Source organism: Streptomyces sp. NPDC002520 (genome assembly GCF_053595235.1).
Window position 1 is genome coordinate 226,677 of record NZ_JBSFXG010000007.1, and the last position, 18,538, is coordinate 245,214.

Here is an 18,538-nt window from a genome sequence, read left to right on the forward strand (position 1 = left end):
CCGGTCCGCCACGCATCAGGCCGACGGCGCCTTCCGCGTCGCCCGCGCCGCGTCCGTGCCCCAGCTGGCCAGCAGCCGCAGGCCCTCGGCGGACGGGGAGCCCGGTTCGGCGTGGTAGGTGACCAGGGCGAGGTCGGCGTCGTCGGAGACGCGGAAACCCTCGTAGTCGAGGGAGAGTTCGCCGACCAGCGGGTGGTGCAGCCGCTTGACGCCGTGGCTCCGCTCCTTGACGTCGTGCGTGGCCCACAGCCGGCGGAACTCCCCGCTCTTGACCGACAGTTCACCCACCAGCGCGGACAGCCGGGGATCGTCCGGATAGCAGCCCGCGTCCATGCGGAGCGCGCAGACGATGTCGATCGCCTTCTGCTCCCAGTCGACGAACAGGTCCCGGTACTCGGGGTGCAGGAACACCATCCGCGCCCAGTTGCGCTCGGCGGCCGGCAGCTCGCCCCAGTCACCGAAGAGGGCCGCCGCCATCCGGTTCCAGGCGAGGATCTCCGAGCGCCGGCCGACAACGTATGCCGGCACCCCGTCCATCGCGTCCAGCAGCTGCCACAGCGCCGCCCGCACCTGGAGCTGCCGGGCCGCGGGCTTCTTCTTGTGCGTCTTCGGCTTGGCCAGGTGGGTGAGGTGCGCGTGCTCGGCGTCCGACAGTCGCAGGGCACGGGCGATCGAGCCCAGCACCTCCGCCGAGACGTTCCGCCCGTTGCCCTGCTCCAGGCGGGTGTAGTACGCCACCGACACCCCGGCCAGCTGGGCCAGCTCCTCGCGGCGCAGCCCCGGCACCCGGCGGTGCCGGCCGAAGTCGGGCAGCCCCACGTCCTCCGGCTTCAGCCGGGCCCGCCGGCTGCGCAGGAACTCGCTCAGCTCGGCCCGCCGGTCCAGGGCCGCGCCGGCGCCCGCCGCGGCCTGCTGTTCGTCCATACCGCAAGTATCGGTCGTCGGCCTGTTCGTACGCACAGGAAGCCTGACCCCGCCAGTGGTAGGCACGGCAGTCGTACGAAGAGCCGTGACCTGGGCGGCGGCCACCGACCTGCGGCACGCTGGGGTGGTACCCGGTGCCAAAGGGAACCGGGAACGGAACCCGCTGCTAGGAGAACCCGGCATGACCACTGTTGCTGCTTACGCCGCGCCCGCACCCAAGGCCCCGCTGGAGCGGACCACGATCGAGCGGCGCGCGGTCGGTGAGTTCGACGTCCTGATCGACATCAAGTTCACCGGAATCTGCCACTCCGACATCCATCAGGCCCGGGACGGCTGGCGCCCCGGCATCTTTCCGATGGTTCCCGGCCACGAGATCGCGGGCATCGTCGCCGAGGTCGGCACCGGCGTGACCAGGTTCGCCGTCGGTGACCGCGTGGGCGTCGGCTGCATGGTGGACTCCTGCCGCGTGTGCGACAACTGCAAGGCCGGCCTGGAGCAGTACTGCACCAAGGGCGGCCCCACCTGGACGTACAACGACACCGGCAAGGACGGCGAGCCCACCTACGGCGGCTACTCCCAGAAGGTCGTCGTCGACGAGAACTATGTCGTCCGCATCCCCGACGCCCTCTCCCTGGACGTGGCCGCGCCGCTGCTCTGCGCCGGTGTCACCACGTACTCGCCGCTGAACCACTGGAACGCCGGCCCCGGCAAGAAGGTCGCCGTCGTCGGTCTCGGCGGCCTCGGCCACATGGGCGTCAAGATCGCCCACGCGATGGGCGCCGAGGTGACCGTCCTGTCGCAGTCCCTGCGCAAGAAGGACGACGGCCTGCGGCTCGGCGCCGACCACTACCACGCCACCGGCGACCCGAACACCTTCGAGGAGCTGGCCGGCACCTTCGACATCATCCTGAACACCGTCTCGGCCCCGCTCGACTTCGCCGCCTACCTGTCCCTGCTGCGCACGGACGGCGCGATGGTCAACGTCGGCCTCCCCGAGGAGCCGGTGCAGATCGTCCTCCAGTCCCTGTTCGGCCACCGCCGCAGCATCAGCAGCTCCAGCATCGGCGGCATCGCCGAGACCCAGGAGATGCTCGACTTCTGCGCCGAGCACAACCTGGGCGCCGAGATCGAGCTGATCAGCGCCTCCGAGATCAACGAGGCCTACGACCGCGTCGCCGCGAGCGACGTCCGCTACCGCTTCGTGATCGACATCGCGACGATCTGACACTCCTGAGCGAACCCGGGCGGGAACGACCATCGTCGTTCCCGCCCGAGTGGTGCGAGCAGCGCGGGCGTACCGCCCGTGCCCAGTCCTCGGCCTTCGCCACGCCGATCGGTTGCCTCCCGGGGCCGACCCCGGGAAACCTCAGATCTTCCGCAAACCTTGATCGACTTTGTTGCTGTGGTCACTGCCGTTTGCCAGGGTGACGGGCACCCCCCCGATCCTCGTCGGCGATCCCCCTCCGAGGAGGGGCGAATCGGAGGTTTGATGACCACCCGCCGTGCCCTGGTGGCTGCCGCGTCCGCGGTGATGCTCACCCTTCCCCTGATCCTCTCCCATACCGCTTCCGCCTCACCCGCGGGGGCGAGCCGTGAGACGCCGTCCGGGCTTCGGCCGCCCGCGAAACAGGCTGTAGCCACCGGCGACGGCGGCGCTGTCTCCAGCGTGAACCCGTACGCCTCGCAGGTGGGCATCGATGTGCTGCGGCGCGGCGGCAACGCCGTGGACGCGGCCGTCGCCACGGCTGCAGCGCTCGGTGTCGTCGAGCCGTACTCGGCGGGCATCGGGGGCGGCGGCTACTTCGTCTACTACGACGCCCGCACGAAGACGGTCCGCACCATCGACGGTCGTGAGACGGGACCGGGCCGTATGCGGTCCGACTCGTTCGTCGACCCGTCCACGGGCAAGGCGATCCCGTTCGACGAGGCCGTCAACTCCGGCCTGTCCGTGGGCGTTCCCGGCACTCCGGCGACCTGGCAGAAGGCGCTGGACGAATGGGGCACCATCAAGCTGGCGCAGGCCCTGCGTCCGGCGACCCGCATCGCGGACGACGGGTTCGTGGTCAACAACGAGTTCCGCGCCCAGACCCAGATGAACGAGGCACGGTTCCGCGACTTCACCCCGACCGCACAGCTGTTCCTGCCCGACGGCCGACTGCCCGTCGTCGGCACCCTCTTCCGCAACCCTGACCTGGCCCGCACTTACCGGGAACTCGCCCGTGACGGCGTGGGCGCCCTGTATCGCGGCGGCATCGGACGCGACATCGTGCGCACGGTCCAGAACCCGCCGGTGGCCGCCGGCTCCGCGCGCACGGTGCGCCCCGGGCTGATGGAACGCTCGGACCTCGCGGACTACAAGGCGATCCTGCGGGCCCCGACGCACACGACGTATCACGGTCTGGACGTGTACTCCATGGCGCCGTCGTCCTCCGGCGGCACCACGGTCGGCGAGGCGCTGAACATCCTGGAGAACTTCCACCTGTCGCCCTCCGACAAGGTGCAGGCCCTGCACGACTACCTGGAGGCCAGCCGGATCGCCTTCGCGGACCGCAACCGCTGGGTGGGCGACCCGGCGTTCTCGGACGTACCGACCGAGGAACTGCTGTCCAAGGAGTACGCCAAGGGCCGGGCCTGCCTGATCCAGCCCGACTCGTCTCTGACCAGTCCGCTCGCCCCGGGCGACCCGCGCAACCCCGGCCAGGGCTGCACTCGGGGCACGGGCGCCCAGGAACCGCACGAGGGGCCGTCGACCACCCACCTGGTGGCCTCCGACCGCTGGGGCAACGTCGTCTCCTACACACTCACCATCGAGCAGACCGGCGGCTCGGCCATCACCGTCCCCGGCCGTGGCTTCCTGCTCAACAACGAGCTCACGGACTACGACTTCACCCCGCTGCAGGCCGGCGTGCCCGACCCGAACCTGCCGGGCCCGGGCAAGCGCCCCCGCAGCAGCATGTCGCCGACGATCGTCACGAGCGAAGGCCGCCCGATGATCGCGGTGGGCTCCCCGGGCGGCGCCACCATCATCACCACCGTGCTGCAGACCCTCGTCAACCGCCTGGACCTGGGGATGTCGCTGCCGGAGGCCGTCGCCGAGCCGCGTATCTCGCAGCGCAACCGCACGACGACCGATGCCGAACCGGCCTTCCTCGACTCGCCCGAGCGCCCTGCACTCGAGGCTCTCGGCGAGCGCTTCGTCCTGGCCCCGCCCGCGTTCACGCCGGCACCCGAGATCGGTGCGGCCGCCGCCCTGGAGTTCGGCCCCGACGGGAAGGTCACGGCGGTGGCCGAGCCCAAGCGGCGCGGAGGAGGCTCAGCGATGGTGGTCGACCAGACCCGCTGACGCACGGCCGTGCAAGTGGCGTTACCTTCACCCCCTCCGGCGGGAGGACGGGCCTGCCGTCGCGATGAGGCAGGCCCAGGTCGCGCCGAAGTCCAGCGGACAGAAGTGCCCGACGGCACACCTGAGAGAGGTGTGCCGTCGGGAAAGTGGACCGGCGTGTCCTGCCCGGTCGGCGTGGCGAAGGTCGACATCCTCCGAATTCCGGCGGGCCGTAGCCGTAGCCGCAGCCGTCGCCGTCCACCTGTTACGCGGGCTGCGCCGTCGCCGCCGGGGGCACATCGCGCGCAGTGGGGCGCTGTCGGGATGGTCGGCGACTGCGGCGTCGATGGCCGCGTCGAGCGCGGCTCGGGGGCTGTCCTCGGTGGTGTTCGTGGCGGTCCGGTCGGGCACGCGGACGGTGGCCGGCTGAGACCAGGAGAACACCCGGCGCAGCAGTGAACGGTTGCTGTGTTCGGACAGCACCATCGTGCGCAGCGAGTTGTCGAGCCTAGGCCGTACAGACTCACGGAAGGCGGGGTCCGCCGCCCCGGGCGCCTCCTCGGGCCGCTCAGCCGGGCAGGGTCGCGGGGCTGCCGCCGTTGGCCTCGTAGCCCGCCACCGCCACCGCGCGGTAGAGGGCGAACTCGGCGGCCGGGTCGCCGGACAGCGTCCACGGCAGCGCGCCGACATGACCGTCGACGTGTATCAGCTGGTCCATGGCCTCGGCCCAGCGCTCGGCCCGCACCAGGAAGAAGACCAGCAGGTGGCGGACGTGCGCGAGCATCGGATCCGCGGGGAGGGCCGTGTGCACGGCGTGCAGCGCGCCGTGGATCGCCTTGGTGACGACCTCGCTCTGGTAGAAGCTCGCGACCAGATTCACCTCGGGCAGGTGCTCGAAGACCGCGAAGAGGGGCAGCGCGGCCAGCAGCGAGCCCTCGGGGGCGCGGGTCGCCGCCGCCTCGGCGAAGGCGTACGCCTGCTCGCGCGAGCCGTGCCACTTCTCGCACCAGTAGTGCAGCGCGGCCAGGTGCGCGCCCATGTGGTGGGGATCGCGGTCCAGGATGTTCAGCCACAGCTTCTCGAACTCGGGCTGCGGATAGGCGAGACCGCGCGCGACGGACAGCTCCACGATGTACGGCACCGGGTCGGCGGGCGCGAGCCGCGCCGCCTCCGCGCAGGCCGACCTGGCCTCGTCCATGATGATCCGGAAGTCCTCCGTGCCCGGCCGCGAGGTCCGCCACCCCTGCTGCACCAGGAACTCGGCGTACACCGCCGCGCCGCCCGCGTCCTCGGGCTGCTCGGCCCGCCACACCCGCAGCCACTGTCCGCCCGGCGTCTCGTGTATCCCGCCCGGCCGCTCGCCCAGCTCCAGCGCCGCCGCACCGGCGCACGCCTGCACACGCTGCCAGCGCCGCTCGCCCTCGGTCTCGGTGCCGGCCAGCAGCTGGGCGGCCGCGCGGTAGTCCTGGGTGCGCTGCACCACGTCAAGGACGTCCAGCAGGTCCTGGTCGGGGCCGGGCATCCGCACGTCCAGCTCCTCCTGGCGCAGGAAGCCGTAGGCCGCCGGGTCGGCGGCGTCGGGGTGGCCCGGGGGGACCTGCCCGATCGCCCCGCGCCTGCGCCGCAGCAGCGGCAGCAGCACGAAGCTCAGCATCAGCAGGGCCATGAGCAGCCAGAGAATCGCCATGGCACAAGCGAACCAGACGGCGCCGACAATTGGCCAACCCCCCTCCACCTGGCCTGTGGAAAACTCCGGCGCCCGACGGCCCGGCGGCGCACTCCCGCATTCCCCGCCGATGCCGTGAGCCGGTGCGGACGCCATCATCCGGTCAGGAGCACTACGCTCGGTGCACATGAGCGACAGGCACATCAGTCAGCACTTCGAGACCCTCGCGATCCATGCCGGCAACACCGCGGATCCCCTCACCGGCGCGGTCGTCCCGCCGATCTACCAGGTCTCGACCTACAAGCAGGACGGCGTCGGCGGCCTGCGCGGGGGCTACGAGTACAGCCGTAGCGCCAACCCGACCAGGACCGCCCTGGAGGAGAACCTCGCGGCGCTGGAGGGCGGCCGCCGCGGTCTGGCGTTCGCGTCCGGCCTGGCCGCCGAGGACACCCTGCTGCGTACGCTGCTCACCCCCGGCGACCACGTGGTGATCCCGAACGACGCCTACGGCGGCACCTTCCGCCTCTTCGCCAAGGTCGCCACCCGGTGGGGCGTGGAGTGGTCCGTCGCCGACACCAGCGACCCGGCCGCGGTGCGGGCCGCGATCACCCCGAAGACCAAGGCGGTCTGGGTGGAGACCCCCTCCAACCCGCTGCTCGGCATCACGGACATCGCCGCCGTCGCCCAGGTCGCGCACGACGCGGGCGCGCGGCTCGTCGTCGACAACACCTTCGCCACGCCCTACCTCCAGCAGCCGCTGGCGCTCGGTGCGGACGTCGTGGTGCACTCCCTGACCAAGTACATGGGTGGTCACTCGGACGTGGTCGGCGGCGCGCTGATCGTCTCCGACCAGGGGCTGGGCGAGGAGCTGGCCTACCACCAGAACGCGATGGGCGCCGTCGCCGGCCCCTTCGACTCCTGGCTGGTGCTGCGCGGCACGAAGACCCTCGCCGTGCGCATGGACCGGCACAGCGAGAACGCCACGAAGATCGCCGACATGCTGACCAGGCACCCGAAGGTGACCGGCGTGCTCTACCCGGGCCTGCCCGAGCACCCCGGCCACGAGGTCGCCGCCAAGCAGATGCGGGCGTTCGGCGGCATGGTGTCCTTCCGCGTCGAGGGCGGCGAGGAGGCGGCCGTCGAGGTGTGCAACCGCGCCAAGGTGTTCACGCTCGGCGAGTCGCTGGGCGGCGTCGAGTCCCTGGTCGAGCACCCGGGCCGGATGACGCACGCCTCCGCGGCCGGTTCCCCGCTGGAGGTCCCGGCGGACCTGGTGCGTCTGTCGGTCGGCATCGAGAACGTCGAGGACCTGATGGAGGACCTGGAGCAAGCCCTCGGCAAGTAGCCGTGGCCACCGGCCGGTGACGGATTACCAGCCGGTGACGGGCGGGGTCGTCTGTGACGGCGGCTCCGCCCAGGGGCGCGCCTGGACCGCCCACACGGTGAACGCCACGGCCGCCGCGCACAGCAGCAGCCACAGCAGGGCGCGGGCGAGCCGCCGGCGGCGCAGCATCCGGGTGCCGCGGCGCACGACCTCGCCGTAGAGGTCTGGCGGCACGGGCGCCGGGGTCCGTTCCATGAGCCGTCGTGCGGCGGCCTCCCGTTCGGGCCGGTTCACCGGGGCCTCCCCTCGGGCCGTCCGCTGTGCCGGGGGCTCATGACCGGGCCACCGTGGCGCCCACCGCGCGCGGGGCGGCCGTACGCGCCGGATGCAGCACGGTGGCCGTCGCGCGATCGCACAGGGTGTGCACCCGGTCGGCGGGCAGGCCCAGCAGGGCCGCCGTCTGTTCCTCGGCGACCCCCTCGTACAGCCGGAGCACCAGGATCAGCCGCTCCTGCGGTCTCAGGGCGGCGAGCGGGCTGCGCGGATCGGGCCGGTGGGTGCGGCCGAGGACGCCGTAGTAGTGCCATGTCCCGCGCGCGAAGCGGGTGGCGAGGTACTGGCGGGCGCGGTCGTAGGGGTCCTCGCCGTGCAGCCGGTCCCAGCAGGCGTAGGTGTGGGCGAGCGCCAGCGTCAGCAGGCGCCGCGCGCGCGGGTTGGCTTCCGGCGCCTCGGCGGTGAGCAGGGTTGCGGCGTGCAGCAGTCGTCCCGCCGCGCCCGCGACGAACGCCTCGAACTCCCGCGCCCGCCGGGCAGCACGTCGTGCCTGCCGCTCACGCACCGCTCCTCCCCCCTGAGGAGACCCTGTCCGGTACGGACCGGACGAACCGTGTCCGACGCAGGGCCCGGTCTCATATGAGGGCAGCCGCGGCCCGGGGTCAAGAGTCCCGACGGCACCGGAACGGAGTCCGGACGGCACCGGTTCGGAGTCCGGTCGGCGGCACCCGTACGGCGTCGCCGACGGGCGCCTCAGGAGGCGGTCGGCGGCTCCGCCGAGGGGCCGGCCTGGACCGTACGGGCGGACAGGGCGGTGTTGAAGCGCGTGAGCAGCGTGCAGAACTGCTCGCGCTCCTCCGGAGCCCAGTCCTGGGTCAGCTCGGCCATCAACTGGCGCCGGGAGGAGCGAACTTCCTCCAGCCGGGACGCCCCGCGCGGGGACAGCTGGAGCACCACCGCACGGCCGTCCTCCGGGTGCGAGGTGCGCTTGACGAGCCCGGTGTCGACCAGGGGAGCCACCTGCCGGGTCACCGTGGAGGAGTCGATCCCCATGCTCGCGGCCAGCGCCTTGACCCCCATGGGGCCTTCCTTGTCGAGCCGGTTGAGCAGCAGGTACGCGGCGCGGTCCATGGAGTTGCGCACCTGCCCGACGCCACCGAGCCGGGTCTGTTCGGCACGGCGGGCGAACACCGCCACCTCGTGCTGAAGGGTGTCGAGGAGACCGGTGTCACCGACGGTCGTCATGTCCATCGACATTTCAGGTGTTGTGGGCATGGCCGGAGGCTCGCTTCATGAAGGGTGCTGGGCTGGGGGACAGGGTACGCGGCCCGGCGGCGGGTCGTACCGGCGCTGCGCAAACCGGTCTCGGAGGTTGGTCGCTCCAGCCGTGTGCGACCGTGAACTGCGAGACTTGAGTCATGAGCTATGGCACGGCTGACTCCTTGCGTTCCGTCACCCTCGACGATGTGCGCGGAGCCCAGAAGATGCTTTCGGGCGTGGCGCGGGTGACCGCGATGGAAGGCAGCCGGCACCTCTCCCAGCTGGTGGGCGCGCCGGTGCACCTCAAGTGCGAGAACCTTCAGCGGACCGGTTCCTTCAAGCTGCGCGGCGCCTACGTCCGCATCGCCGGACTGCTGCCGGAGGAACGTGCCGCCGGGGTGGTGGCGGCGAGCGCCGGCAACCACGCGCAGGGCGTGGCACTGGCCTCCGCGCTGCTCGGGGTGCACGCCACCGTGTTCATGCCGAAGGGCGCCCCGCTGCCCAAGATCAGCGCGACCCAGGACTACGGCGCCGACGTGCGGCTGCACGGCCAGGTCGTGGACGAGACGCTGGCCGCCGCCCAGGAGTACGCGGCCGAGACGGGCGCGGTGTTCATCCACCCCTTCGACCACCCCGACGTCATCGCGGGTCAGGGCACGGTCGGCCTGGAGATCCTGGAGCAGTGCCCGGAGGCGGGCACGATCGTCGTCGGTATCGGGGGCGGCGGGCTCGCGGCCGGTATCGCGGTCGCCGTGAAGACGCTGCGGCCGGACATCAGGATCGTCGGGGTGCAGGCGGAGGGCGCGGCGGCCTACCCGCCCTCGCTCGCCGCGGGGCGTCCGGTGTCGGTGCAGAACCCGGCGACGATGGCCGACGGCATCAAGGTGGGGCGGCCCGGCGAGGTGCCGTTCGGGATCATCCGCGAGCTGGTCGACGAGGTGCGCACGGTCAGCGAGGACCAGCTGTCGGCCGCGCTGCTGCTGTGCCTGGAGCGGGCCAAGCTGGTCGTGGAACCGGCGGGCGCGAGCCCGGTGGCCGCGCTGCTCGCGGAGCCCGGCGCGTTCCCCGGACCGGTGGTCGCGGTGCTGTCCGGCGGCAACGTCGACCCGGTGCTGCTCCAGCGGGTGCTGCGCCACGGCATGGCCGCGCAGGGCCGCTACCTGGCGGTTCGGCTGCGGCTCACGGACCGTCCGGGCGCCCTCGCCACACTCCTCGGGGTGTTGTCAGTGGTGGACGCTAATGTCCTCGACGTGAGCCACGTTCGAACCGATTCCCGGCTCGGGCTCACGGAGGCGGAGGTGGAGCTGCACCTCGAGACGAAGGGTCCGGCGCACTGCGTCAAGATCAATCAGGCGCTGCGCGAGGCGGGATACGCCGTCATCGGCTGAGGCCGGGCGCGGCCGACGGGGCCGGACATTCATTCGTTCGAGCAATCTCGTATCAGCCCATTGAGAGACGCGATACATCGCGTTATGGTGTGTCGCGTGGCCGGCGGTTCGACCGTTCCGTCCGCGCGTGGACGTCGTCCGCGCAGGGGTGGGGCATGGCGCGTGGAAAACCACAGGCGCGCACCGGCGTGCAAAACCTAGCCTTTCCGAAGCATCCCCGACGACGTGGAGACAGATATGCCAGGCGCCATCTATGCCGAAGGCCTGGTGAAGACCTTCGGTGACGTAAAGGCACTGGACGGCGTCGACCTCGATGTCCCCGAGGGCACCGTCCTCGGCCTCCTCGGGCCGAACGGTGCCGGCAAGACGACGGCCGTCCGCTGCCTGACGACCCTGCTGCGCCCCGACAGCGGCAAGGCGGTCGTCGCCGGCGTGGACGTGCTCAAGGACCCCGACGCCGTTCGCCGCTCCATCGGACTGTCCGGCCAGTTCGCGGCGGTCGACGAATACCTGACCGGCCGGGAGAACCTCCAGATGGTCGGCCAGCTCTACCAGATGAAGGCCAAGGCCTCCAAGGCGCGCGCGGCCGAGCTGCTGGAGCAGTTCAACCTCGCGGACGCCGCCGACCGCCCCGCCAAGACCTACTCCGGAGGCATGCGCCGCCGGCTCGACCTCGCGGCCGCCCTCGTGGTCTCGCCGCCCGTGATGTTCATGGACGAGCCGACGACCGGTCTCGACCCGCGCAACCGCCAGCAACTGTGGGAGGTCATCAAGCAGCTCGTCTCCGGCGGCACCACCCTGCTGCTCACCACCCAGTACCTCGAAGAGGCCGACCACCTGGCCCACGACATCGCTGTCGTCGACCACGGCCGCGTCATCGCCAAGGGCACCTCCGACCAGCTCAAGGCCCGCACCGGCGGCGAGCGCGTCGAGGTCGTGGTGCACGAGTCCGAGCAGATCCCGGGCGCCGCCGAGGTGCTCGCCCGCTTCGGCAAGGGCGAGACCACGATCGAGGACCACACCCGCAAGCTCACCGTCCCCGTCACCGGCGGAGCCAAGCTGCTCGCCGAGGTCATCCGGGAGCTGGACACCCGCGGGATCGAGATAGACGACATCGGACTGCGCCGCCCCACCCTCGACGACGTCTTCCTGTCCCTGACCGGACACGTGGCCGAGGCCGAGGAACAGGGCGAGGCGAACGGCAAGGAGGCCGTGAAGTGAGTGCCGTCACCGACGCCGTACGCATCGAGGCGCCCGGCAACGCCATGAGCCGCTCCGTGCGTGACTCGCTGATCGTCGCCAAGCGCAATCTGATCCGCATGTCCCGCATCCCCGAGATGGTCATCTTCGGGCTCATCCAGCCGATCATGTTCGTGGTGCTGTTCACCTACGTGTTCGGCGGCTCCATGAAGATCGGCGGCAGTACCAGCGCCGTCGACTACAAGAACTTCCTGATGGCCGGCATCTTCGCGCAGACCGTCACGTTCGCCACCGCCAGCTCCGGCGCCGGCATCGCCGACGACATGCACAAGGGCCTCATCGACCGCTTCCGCTCCCTGCCCATGGCCCGCGGCGCGGTCCTGACCGGGCGCACCCTCGCCGATCTGGTGCAGACCGCGCTGACCCTGCTGGTCCTCGCGATCGTCGCGCTGATCGTCGGCTGGCGGGTCGGGACCTTCCAGGACACCAACGTCGGCAAGGTCGTCGGCGCCTTCGCCCTGCTGCTCCTGCTCGGGTACGCGTTCACCTGGATCGGCGCCCTCATCGGCCTGTCCGTGCGCACCCCCGAGGCGGCCACCTCCGGCGGTCTGATCTGGCTGTTCCCGGTCACGTTCATCTCGAACGCGTTCGTGGACACCGGAAACATGACCCCCTGGCTGCGGCACGTCGCGGAATGGAACCCGTTCAGCGCCACTGTCCAGGCGGCCCGTGTGCTCTTCGGAAACCCGGGCCAGTCCCTCTCGCACGCCTGGCCCATGGAGCACCCGGTGTGGGCCTCGCTGCTCTACTCCGTGCTGATCATTCTGGTCTTCCGCACCCTTGCGGTCCGCAAGTACCGCTCGGCCACCGCGTGAGTCCCTGACGGCACGACGAAGCCCCCGGCGTCCGCGGACGCCGGGGGCTTCGCTCCATGAAAGGGGGCGGGATCAGCCCGAGTACGGCTCGGCCTTCATGATCCGCACCGAGGCCTTCTTGCCGTTCGGCAGCTCGTACTCCGCGTCCTCGCCGACCTTGTGGCCGGTGACGCCGGCGCCGAGCGGGGACTGCGGCGAGTACGTCTCGACGTCGGAGCTCGCGTACTCACGGGACGCGAGCAGGAACGTCATGGTGTCGTCCTCGTCACCGTCGAAGGCGATCGTGACGACCATGCCGGGCGCGACGGCACCGTCGGTGGAGGCCGGAGCCTCGCCGACCTTCGCGTTCTCGAGCAACTGGGTCAGCTGGCGCACACGGAGCTCCTGCTTGCCCTGCTCCTCCTTGGCCGCGTGGTACCCGCCGTTCTCGCGCAGGTCGCCCTCCTCGCGCGCGGCCGCGATTTTGGCGGCGATCTCCGTGCGCGCAGGACCAGTAAGGTACTCAAGCTCGTCCTTGAGCTTGTTGTACGCCTCCTGGGTCAGCCAGGTGACGTTCTCGCTGGTCTGGGTCACAGGGTGCTCCTCGTCGGTACTGGGAATACAAAGCATCGCCCTACCCAGAAGAATGTTCCCTCTTGGATGGGCGAAACCACGAGCCTAACAATTCAATGGCGAAAGGGGGAGGACATAAGCCATAAGAATCGCATCAATGCAGGTCAGGGTGTACGCATTGTGGGTGATTCGACCGGCCCTGTCGCCAGGATCGCCCGGATCAGCCGGTGTGACAGCCCAGCAGCTCGGCCGTCGTGCCCCTGGCCGTCGTACGCAGTGTGACGACCTTGTCGACGCGCGTGGCCGAACCGGTGAAACGGAAGTCCGCCCGGCCCACCTCGGCGCCTTCCGCGGACTGGGAACGCACGGTGCAGTAGCCGTCCACACCGGCGTCCTTGTGGACCTCCAGATGCACCTTGACCGCGTCGTCGGACGCCTGGAAGGTGATCACCTGGCCACTGATCTCGTTCTCCGCGACGTAGTGGTAGGCGAAGTAGCCGATCAGCGCGAGCAGGACCGCGCCCAGCACCGCCCCCGCGACCTTGAGTCTGCGGTCGGCACGCTCGTCCGAGGAACGGCCGTAGCGGCCCTCGGGCAGCCGCGTGCTCGCCGTACTCATGATCGTCCTCTCCGCGGAATTATTAGCCCCCCGATTCGGTCACTATAGAAGCCCGCGCGCGTACCCCAGGACGCGGGGCGCCGACTACCGAGGATTGAGTCTTGACTGACCAGCTGCGACTGATGGCCGTTCACGCGCACCCCGACGACGAGTCGAGCAAGGGTGCGGCCACGATGGCGAAGTACGTGTCCGAAGGAGTGGACGTGCTGGTGGTGACCTGCACGGGCGGCGAGCGCGGCTCCATCCTCAACCCCAAGCTTCAGGGCGATGCGTACATCGAGGAGCACATCCACGAAGTACGCAAGAAGGAGATGGACGAGGCCCGCGAGATCCTCGGCGTCAAGCAGGAGTGGCTCGGGTTCGTCGACTCCGGCCTGCCCGAGGGAGACCCGCTGCCGCCGCTGCCCGAGGGCTGCTTCGCCCTGGAGGACGTCGACAAGGCGGCCGGCCAGCTGGTGCGCAAGATCCGCGCCTTCCGCCCGCAGGTGATCACCACCTACGACGAGAACGGCGGCTACCCGCACCCCGACCACATCATGACCCACAAGATCTCCATGGTGGCGTTCGACGGGGCGGTGGACACCGAGAAGTACCCCGAGAGCGAGTTCGGGCCCGCCTGGCGGGCCGAGAAGCTCTACTACAACCAGGGTTTCAACCGCCCGCGCACCGAGGCCCTGCACCAGGCGATGCTCGACCGCGGCCTGGAGTCGCCCTACGGGGAGTGGCTCAAGCGCTGGAGCGAGTTCGAGCGCGCCGAGCGCACGCTGACCACGCACATCCCGTGCGCGGACTTCTTCGAGATCCGCGACAAGGCACTGATCGCCCACGCCACGCAGATCGACCCCGACGGCGGCTGGTTCAAGGTCCCGATGGAGCTGCAGAAGGCGGTCTGGCCGACGGAGGAGTACGAGCTGGCGAAGTCGCTCGTGGACACCTCCCTCCCCGAGGACGACCTCTTCGCGGGCATCCGCGACAATGCCTGACATGAGCGCAAGCCTGAGCCTCGCAGTGACGCACCTCGTCCCCCTCGCCGCCAAGGAGGTCGACGAGAACAAGGTCACCCCCGGTGTCCTCGGCTTCATCGTCTTCGCGGTGATGGCCGTGGCCGTGTGGGGCCTGATGAAGTCCATGAACAAGCACATGCAGAAGGTCGACTTCCAGGAAAAGTCCCCCGGGGCGGACGCGAAGGCCGACTCCACGGCGCAGCAGGGCTGACCCCCCGGTCAGCTCCTCGCGGCCACCGCCACCCCCATCACCTCACGGGCGTGGCGGTCCGGTGTCATGCGCAGCCGCCAGGCCTCCCAGCCCGTCTCCAGCGTGATGCCGCGCTCCAGGAGGAGGGCGTACGCCGGGGCGTACTCGGCCAGCTTCTCGTCCCGCAGCGGATGCGAGGCCCGGGCCAGCTGGGCCAGCTCCTCCTGGGCCACGGCCGTACCCACCTCCACCCCGCCCGGAGCCGCGTACGGCAGCAGGGTGCAGCGCAGGAAACGCGCCCAGTCCTCGCCACGTCGGTCGCCGTACGCCGTGAACAGGGTCAGCGCCTCGTCGCACAGGGCCAGCGCCTGCTGTGTACGGGCGTTGCCCGCGTCCACCACGGCCAGCTCCAGACAGGTCCAGGCCTCGCCGTGCCCGACCCCGATGCGCTGGAAGTCGGCGCGCGCGTCCACCAGCAGCTGACGGGCGAAGCCCGAGTTCCGCAGGGAACCGGTCTGCGCCGCCCGCTGGTCCCGGGTGACCCGCGCCGAGTGGTGGCGGGCACAGGCCAGGCCGTAGACGTCACGCATCCGCGAGAACATCGTGCGCGCCCGCTCCAGCTCACGGACCGCCCGGTCCAGCTCGCCGCTCTCCTCCAGCGCCTGGCCGAGGTAGTACAGCGTCCACGCCTCGCCGCGCACGTCCTCGTTCTCCCGGTGCCGGGCGGCCGCCCGGCGCAGCCCCTCGACGGCTGGGGCGGCGTCGCCGTCCACCAGTCGCGCCCGCGCCAGCTGGGTCAGCGCCCAGGCCTCCCCACGGGCGTCGTGCGTGCGGCCGTACCGCTCCTGGGCCGCTCGCAGCTCCGTCTCCGCACCCGGCACGTCCCCCAGACGCAGCGCCAGCTGGCCGAGCTGGAAGTGCGCCCACGCCTCCCCGTGCACCGAGCCGCCCTCGCGATGCAGGACCAGCGAGCGGGTCAGCAGGTCCAGCGCCTCCGACAGCCGGGACCGGTCGCGCTGCACCGCCGCCAGCGCGTGCATCGTCCACGCCCGGTCCGTCGCCAGTCCGGGCGCCGCCTGCAGATCCAGGGCCTCCTGGAGCTTGGCCGCGGCCTCGGTGAGATTGCCCTGGTGATGCAGGGTGATCCCCAGCGAGCACAGGGCCCGCGCGGCGCCCGCGTCGTGATGCGCCTCCCGGTACAGATCGACGACCGAGGCCAGCGTGGTGCGCGCCTTGTCCAGCTCGCCCAGCTGCCGGGCCGCGATACCGGTACGCCACTGCACCGACTGCAGCAGCAGCCCCTCGTCCACCGCCTGCGCCAGCTCGCTGATCTCCCCGAGCCGGTACAGGTCGCCGCGCAGCAGGCAGTAGTCGCACAGGGCACCGAGCAGGTTCAGCACCGCCGCCCGGTCCACGCCCTCCGCGTGCCGCAGCGCCGAAGTGATGAAGCTCGACTCGTCGTCGAGCCAGCGCAGCGCCTCGTCCAGCGAGGTGAAGCCGTGCGAGCCGAACCGGTCCGAACGCGTCGACATGTTGCCGTCGACCAGCCGCAGCACCGAGTCGGCCAGCTCCGCGTAGTTCACGATCAGCCGTTCCTGCGCCGCCGTACGCTCCGCCGGCTCCTCCTCGTCCGCCAGCCGGGCCTGGGCGAAGCCACGGACCAGGTCGTGCAGCCGGTAGCGGCTGCCGCGCACATGGTCCAGCAGCCCGGCCCCCGCCAGAGCGACCAGATGCCGGGTGGCCTCCTGCTCGTCCGTGGCGAGCAGCGCCGCGGCCGCCGCCGCACCCAGCGAGGCCCGGCCCGCCAGCGCCAGTCTCCGCAGCAGCCTGCGCGTCGGCTCCGGTTGGTCGGTGTAGCGCAGCCACAGCACCCGCTCCACCGGATCCACCGGGCCGTACGCACCCAGGTCCACCGCGAGCTGCCGAGCGGAACGCGGGCCCAGCGAGGAACCGGCGACGCGCAGCGCCAGCGGCAGACCTCCGCACAACTGCCGGATCCGGTCGGTGGACTCGGCGTCGTACGGCCCCGACGTGTCCTGTGCGGCCGCGCTCAGCAGCTCCTCCGCACCCGCCGCGTCCAACGCCTGAACCGGCAGCCGGTGCACCCAGGCCGGCAGATCCTCGGGCAGCTCCAGCGCGGTGCGCGCCGTCACCAGCACCAGGCTGTCGGACCGCTCGGGCACCAGCGCGCGCACCTGCTCCGGGTCCGAGGCGTCGTCCAGCACGATCGTCACCGGCAGGCCCGTCAGATGCTGGTGATACAGCTCGCCGAGCCGCTTGACCTGCTGGTCGGGGGAGGAACGCTCCCGGAACAGCAGCTGCTCGCGGGGCGCCCCGAGCCGGTTGAGCAGGTGCAGCAGCGCGTCCCGGGTGGGCAGCGGCGGCTCCTCCCGGCCCCCGCGCAGATCCACGACGACCGCACCGCGGAAGTGGTCCCGCAGCTCGTGCGCCGCGCGCACCGCCAGCGTCGTACGCCCCGAACCGGGCTCGCCGTACAGCACCACCACCGTCGGCCGGGTCTCCGTGGCCGCCCGCGCGGACTGCGTCCATTGCCGGATCCGCGTCATCTCCTGCCGGCGCCCGGCGAACGGGCCTTCCGGCTCGGGAAGTTGACCGAACGACTGCTCCAGCACCGAGCGCCTGCGGGCCGCCGCGCTCTTGTCCGTGCCGCGCAGCGACGGGCCGGACGTCTTCGGCGGGGCCGCCGAGGCGCTGAGCACCCGCTGCTGGTCGAGGAACGGACGGATGCCGCGCACCTCCAGCGCGGTCAGCCACTGCAGCCGCAACTGTTCCGGACCTCCGGGCTGGCCGGCCGCGCCCGCACGATGGTGGGCGGCGGGCAGATGCGAACCGGCCACCTTCACCACGGTGGCCGCCGCGCCCACCACGCCCACGACGGCACCCGCACCGACCGCCGTGCCGGTGCCGGTCCCCAGGGACAGGTCCGCGACGGCGGCTGCGGCCGCGGCAACGGCGGCCACCAGTAAGGCCGTTCCGGTCCCCTCGCGTGCGTAGCGCTGGCCGAAGGTGAGCCGGCCGGCGTCGGCCTCGTCGAGTGCGCGCGTATAGGCCTCGTACTCCTCGGCCGCCGTGCGTGCCATCGCGTCCAGTGCATCGCGCGCCCGCGACAGCAGCAACTGCCCGTCGGTCCGGCCGCCCGAGCGGCGCACCTCTTCCTCCACGGCCCGAACCAGCAGCCGCTCGGCCTCCGCACGATGGCCGTCGCGCATGTCCCGTCCCCCTCCGGCGCCAACTCCGTCACCTACGAGTGTCCTTGGGGGGAGGCGGGAGCGCGAGAGGGCGGCGATCAGCGGGAGAGTGAGGGTTTCGTGGGCATTGGCTCGCGGGGGCCCGACTTGTGCGGCTCCGACAGTGCCAGCGCCACGCACGCCCACGCCAGCCCCGCCTCCGCCACCGCGCAGGCGAGGGCCTGGACGAGATCGCCGCCCGAAGAGGACGTCGTTATGTCGAACCACGCGTCCAGCACCGCCACGGCCGCGGTCGCCGAGGCCGTGAGGCGGGCGCGGGGGTCGGCGCGCAGGCCGAGCAGGGCGGTGGCGGCGCAGCCCGCCGCCATGAGGACGTCGATACCGATCCAGGCCACCGACCAGTGCTGCACCTGTGTGCTGCCCGGGAGCGTCAGGGCGAGCACCACCATCCAGGGCACCAGCAGGACGGACCCCACCCCGAGCAGGATCAGCATCCACCTCTTCAGAGCCACCGTCCTCACCGACCTTCCCGGCGCCACCGTCACCACCGACGTTTCCAACGCCGCCTTTGCCCCCTGCCTTCCCGGTTCCACCCCGCTTTCTCGGCTCGCCCGCATGGCCTTCATCACCAGCCCCCTTCCGATCCGCCGGTCCCGCGCGCCGCGCCACGTCCTGCGGCGTGCCTCCCACGGTAGACCGCAGAGGAAATTCTGCAAAGAAAATTCGGCATAC

17 protein-coding genes are annotated in these 18,538 nt (G+C 71.4%); 8 read left to right on the plus strand and 9 right to left on the minus strand.

The features are described 5' to 3' along the window. Positions 1–15: 15 nt before the first annotated feature. A complete protein-coding gene (locus ACWD5D_RS13540) occupies positions 16–924 on the minus strand; it encodes a helix-turn-helix domain-containing protein (protein WP_451372821.1) in 909 nt (302 codons plus the stop codon). Between the two features lie 181 nt (positions 925–1,105). Between ACWD5D_RS13540 and ACWD5D_RS13545 the strand changes: the two genes are divergently transcribed. Together ACWD5D_RS13545 and ggt are read left to right on the plus strand one after the other, a co-directional pair. Continuing rightward, on the plus strand, positions 1,106–2,149 hold the full coding sequence (locus ACWD5D_RS13545; protein ID WP_451372822.1) for an NAD(P)-dependent alcohol dehydrogenase: 1,044 nt from the start codon (positions 1,106–1,108) through the stop codon (positions 2,147–2,149). A gap of 264 nt (positions 2,150–2,413) precedes the next feature. Then, entirely contained in the window at positions 2,414–4,267 is a 1,854-nt protein-coding gene (gene ggt, locus ACWD5D_RS13550) for a gamma-glutamyltransferase (RefSeq protein WP_451372823.1), read from the plus strand. Between the two features lie 547 nt (positions 4,268–4,814). Here ggt and ACWD5D_RS13555 read toward each other — a convergent pair. After that, the gene (locus tag ACWD5D_RS13555) at positions 4,815–5,933 is read right to left on the minus strand and encodes a hypothetical protein (RefSeq protein ID WP_451372824.1); all 1,119 of its coding nucleotides are present in this window, start codon (positions 5,931–5,933) and stop codon (positions 4,815–4,817) included. Positions 5,934–6,099: 166 nt separating this feature from the next. Here ACWD5D_RS13555 and ACWD5D_RS13560 point away from each other — a divergent pair, with 166 nt between their 5' ends. After that, the gene (locus ACWD5D_RS13560) at positions 6,100–7,257 is read left to right on the plus strand and encodes a cystathionine gamma-synthase (RefSeq protein WP_451372825.1); all 1,158 of its coding nucleotides are present in this window, start codon (positions 6,100–6,102) and stop codon (positions 7,255–7,257) included. Positions 7,258–7,281: 24 nt separating this feature from the next. Here the strand turns inward: ACWD5D_RS13560 and ACWD5D_RS13565 are convergent, their stop codons facing one another. The 3 genes from ACWD5D_RS13565 to ACWD5D_RS13575 form a co-directional block, all read right to left on the minus strand. Beyond that, positions 7,282–7,530 carry a hypothetical protein gene (locus tag ACWD5D_RS13565; protein ID WP_451372826.1) on the minus strand — a complete coding sequence of 83 codons (249 nt, stop codon included), beginning with the start codon at positions 7,528–7,530 and terminating at the stop codon, positions 7,282–7,284. Positions 7,531–7,567: 37 nt separating this feature from the next. Beyond that, entirely contained in the window at positions 7,568–8,074 is a 507-nt protein-coding gene (locus ACWD5D_RS13570) for a sigma factor-like helix-turn-helix DNA-binding protein (protein ID WP_451372827.1), read from the minus strand. Between the two features lie 188 nt (positions 8,075–8,262). Further along, complete coding sequence (locus ACWD5D_RS13575; protein WP_451372871.1) at positions 8,263–8,766, minus strand: MarR family winged helix-turn-helix transcriptional regulator; 504 nt, start codon at positions 8,764–8,766, stop codon at positions 8,263–8,265. A 161-nt stretch (positions 8,767–8,927) separates the two neighbouring features. Here ACWD5D_RS13575 and ilvA point away from each other — a divergent pair, with 161 nt between their 5' ends. From ilvA to ACWD5D_RS13590, 3 genes are all read left to right on the plus strand, one after another. Then, positions 8,928–10,157, plus strand: a complete 1,230-nt coding sequence (ilvA, locus tag ACWD5D_RS13580) for a threonine ammonia-lyase (RefSeq protein ID WP_451372828.1) — start codon at positions 8,928–8,930, stop codon at positions 10,155–10,157. 237 nt (positions 10,158–10,394) lie between these two features. Further along, complete coding sequence (locus ACWD5D_RS13585) at positions 10,395–11,378, plus strand: ATP-binding cassette domain-containing protein (protein ID WP_451372829.1); 984 nt, start codon at positions 10,395–10,397, stop codon at positions 11,376–11,378. Continuing rightward, complete coding sequence (locus tag ACWD5D_RS13590; protein ID WP_451372830.1) at positions 11,375–12,232, plus strand: ABC transporter permease; 858 nt, start codon at positions 11,375–11,377, stop codon at positions 12,230–12,232. The genes ACWD5D_RS13585 and ACWD5D_RS13590 overlap by 4 nt, the downstream gene beginning before the upstream one ends. A gap of 72 nt (positions 12,233–12,304) precedes the next feature. Here the strand turns inward: ACWD5D_RS13590 and greA are convergent, their stop codons facing one another. Further along, entirely contained in the window at positions 12,305–12,805 is a 501-nt protein-coding gene (gene greA / locus ACWD5D_RS13595) for a transcription elongation factor GreA (RefSeq protein WP_451372831.1), read from the minus strand. A gap of 199 nt (positions 12,806–13,004) precedes the next feature. Continuing rightward, a complete protein-coding gene (locus ACWD5D_RS13600) occupies positions 13,005–13,403 on the minus strand; it encodes a DUF4307 domain-containing protein (protein WP_451372832.1) in 399 nt (132 codons plus the stop codon). 101 nt (positions 13,404–13,504) lie between these two features. On the opposite strand from ACWD5D_RS13600, the gene mca reads away from it, so the two are divergent. Then, complete coding sequence (gene mca, locus ACWD5D_RS13605) at positions 13,505–14,386, plus strand: mycothiol conjugate amidase Mca (protein WP_451372833.1); 882 nt, start codon at positions 13,505–13,507, stop codon at positions 14,384–14,386. Continuing rightward, a complete protein-coding gene (locus ACWD5D_RS13610; RefSeq protein ID WP_451372834.1) occupies positions 14,379–14,618 on the plus strand; it encodes a hypothetical protein in 240 nt (79 codons plus the stop codon). The genes mca and ACWD5D_RS13610 overlap by 8 nt, the downstream gene beginning before the upstream one ends. An 8-nt stretch (positions 14,619–14,626) precedes the next feature. Here the strand turns inward: ACWD5D_RS13610 and ACWD5D_RS13615 are convergent, their stop codons facing one another. Together ACWD5D_RS13615 and ACWD5D_RS13620 are read right to left on the minus strand one after the other, a co-directional pair. After that, positions 14,627–17,827, minus strand: a complete 3,201-nt coding sequence (locus ACWD5D_RS13615) for a tetratricopeptide repeat protein (protein WP_451372835.1) — start codon at positions 17,825–17,827, stop codon at positions 14,627–14,629. A gap of 77 nt (positions 17,828–17,904) precedes the next feature. Then, positions 17,905–18,318 carry a hypothetical protein gene (locus tag ACWD5D_RS13620; RefSeq protein ID WP_451372836.1) on the minus strand — a complete coding sequence of 138 codons (414 nt, stop codon included), beginning with the start codon at positions 18,316–18,318 and terminating at the stop codon, positions 17,905–17,907. Positions 18,319–18,538: the final 220 nt, after the last annotated feature.

Excerpts from the sequence above, each read along its gene's own strand:
- ACWD5D_RS13540 (WP_451372821.1), bottom strand. The coding sequence starts at position 924 with ATGGACGAACAGCAGGCCGCGGCGGGCGCCGGCGCGGCCCTGGACCGG.
- ACWD5D_RS13545 (WP_451372822.1), top strand. The coding sequence starts at position 1,106 with ATGACCACTGTTGCTGCTTACGCCGCGCCCGCACCCAAGGCCCCGCTG.
- ggt (WP_451372823.1), top strand. The coding sequence starts at position 2,414 with ATGACCACCCGCCGTGCCCTGGTGGCTGCCGCGTCCGCGGTGATGCTC.
- ACWD5D_RS13555 (WP_451372824.1), bottom strand. The coding sequence starts at position 5,933 with ATGGCGATTCTCTGGCTGCTCATGGCCCTGCTGATGCTGAGCTTCGTG.
- ACWD5D_RS13560 (WP_451372825.1), top strand. The coding sequence starts at position 6,100 with ATGAGCGACAGGCACATCAGTCAGCACTTCGAGACCCTCGCGATCCAT.
- ACWD5D_RS13575 (WP_451372871.1), bottom strand. The coding sequence starts at position 8,766 with ATGTCGATGGACATGACGACCGTCGGTGACACCGGTCTCCTCGACACC.
- ilvA (WP_451372828.1), top strand. The coding sequence starts at position 8,928 with ATGAGCTATGGCACGGCTGACTCCTTGCGTTCCGTCACCCTCGACGAT.
- ACWD5D_RS13585 (WP_451372829.1), top strand. The coding sequence starts at position 10,395 with ATGCCAGGCGCCATCTATGCCGAAGGCCTGGTGAAGACCTTCGGTGAC.
- ACWD5D_RS13600 (WP_451372832.1), bottom strand. The coding sequence starts at position 13,403 with ATGAGTACGGCGAGCACGCGGCTGCCCGAGGGCCGCTACGGCCGTTCC.
- ACWD5D_RS13610 (WP_451372834.1), top strand. The coding sequence starts at position 14,379 with ATGCCTGACATGAGCGCAAGCCTGAGCCTCGCAGTGACGCACCTCGTC.
- ACWD5D_RS13615 (WP_451372835.1), bottom strand. The coding sequence starts at position 17,827 with ATGCGCGACGGCCATCGTGCGGAGGCCGAGCGGCTGCTGGTTCGGGCC.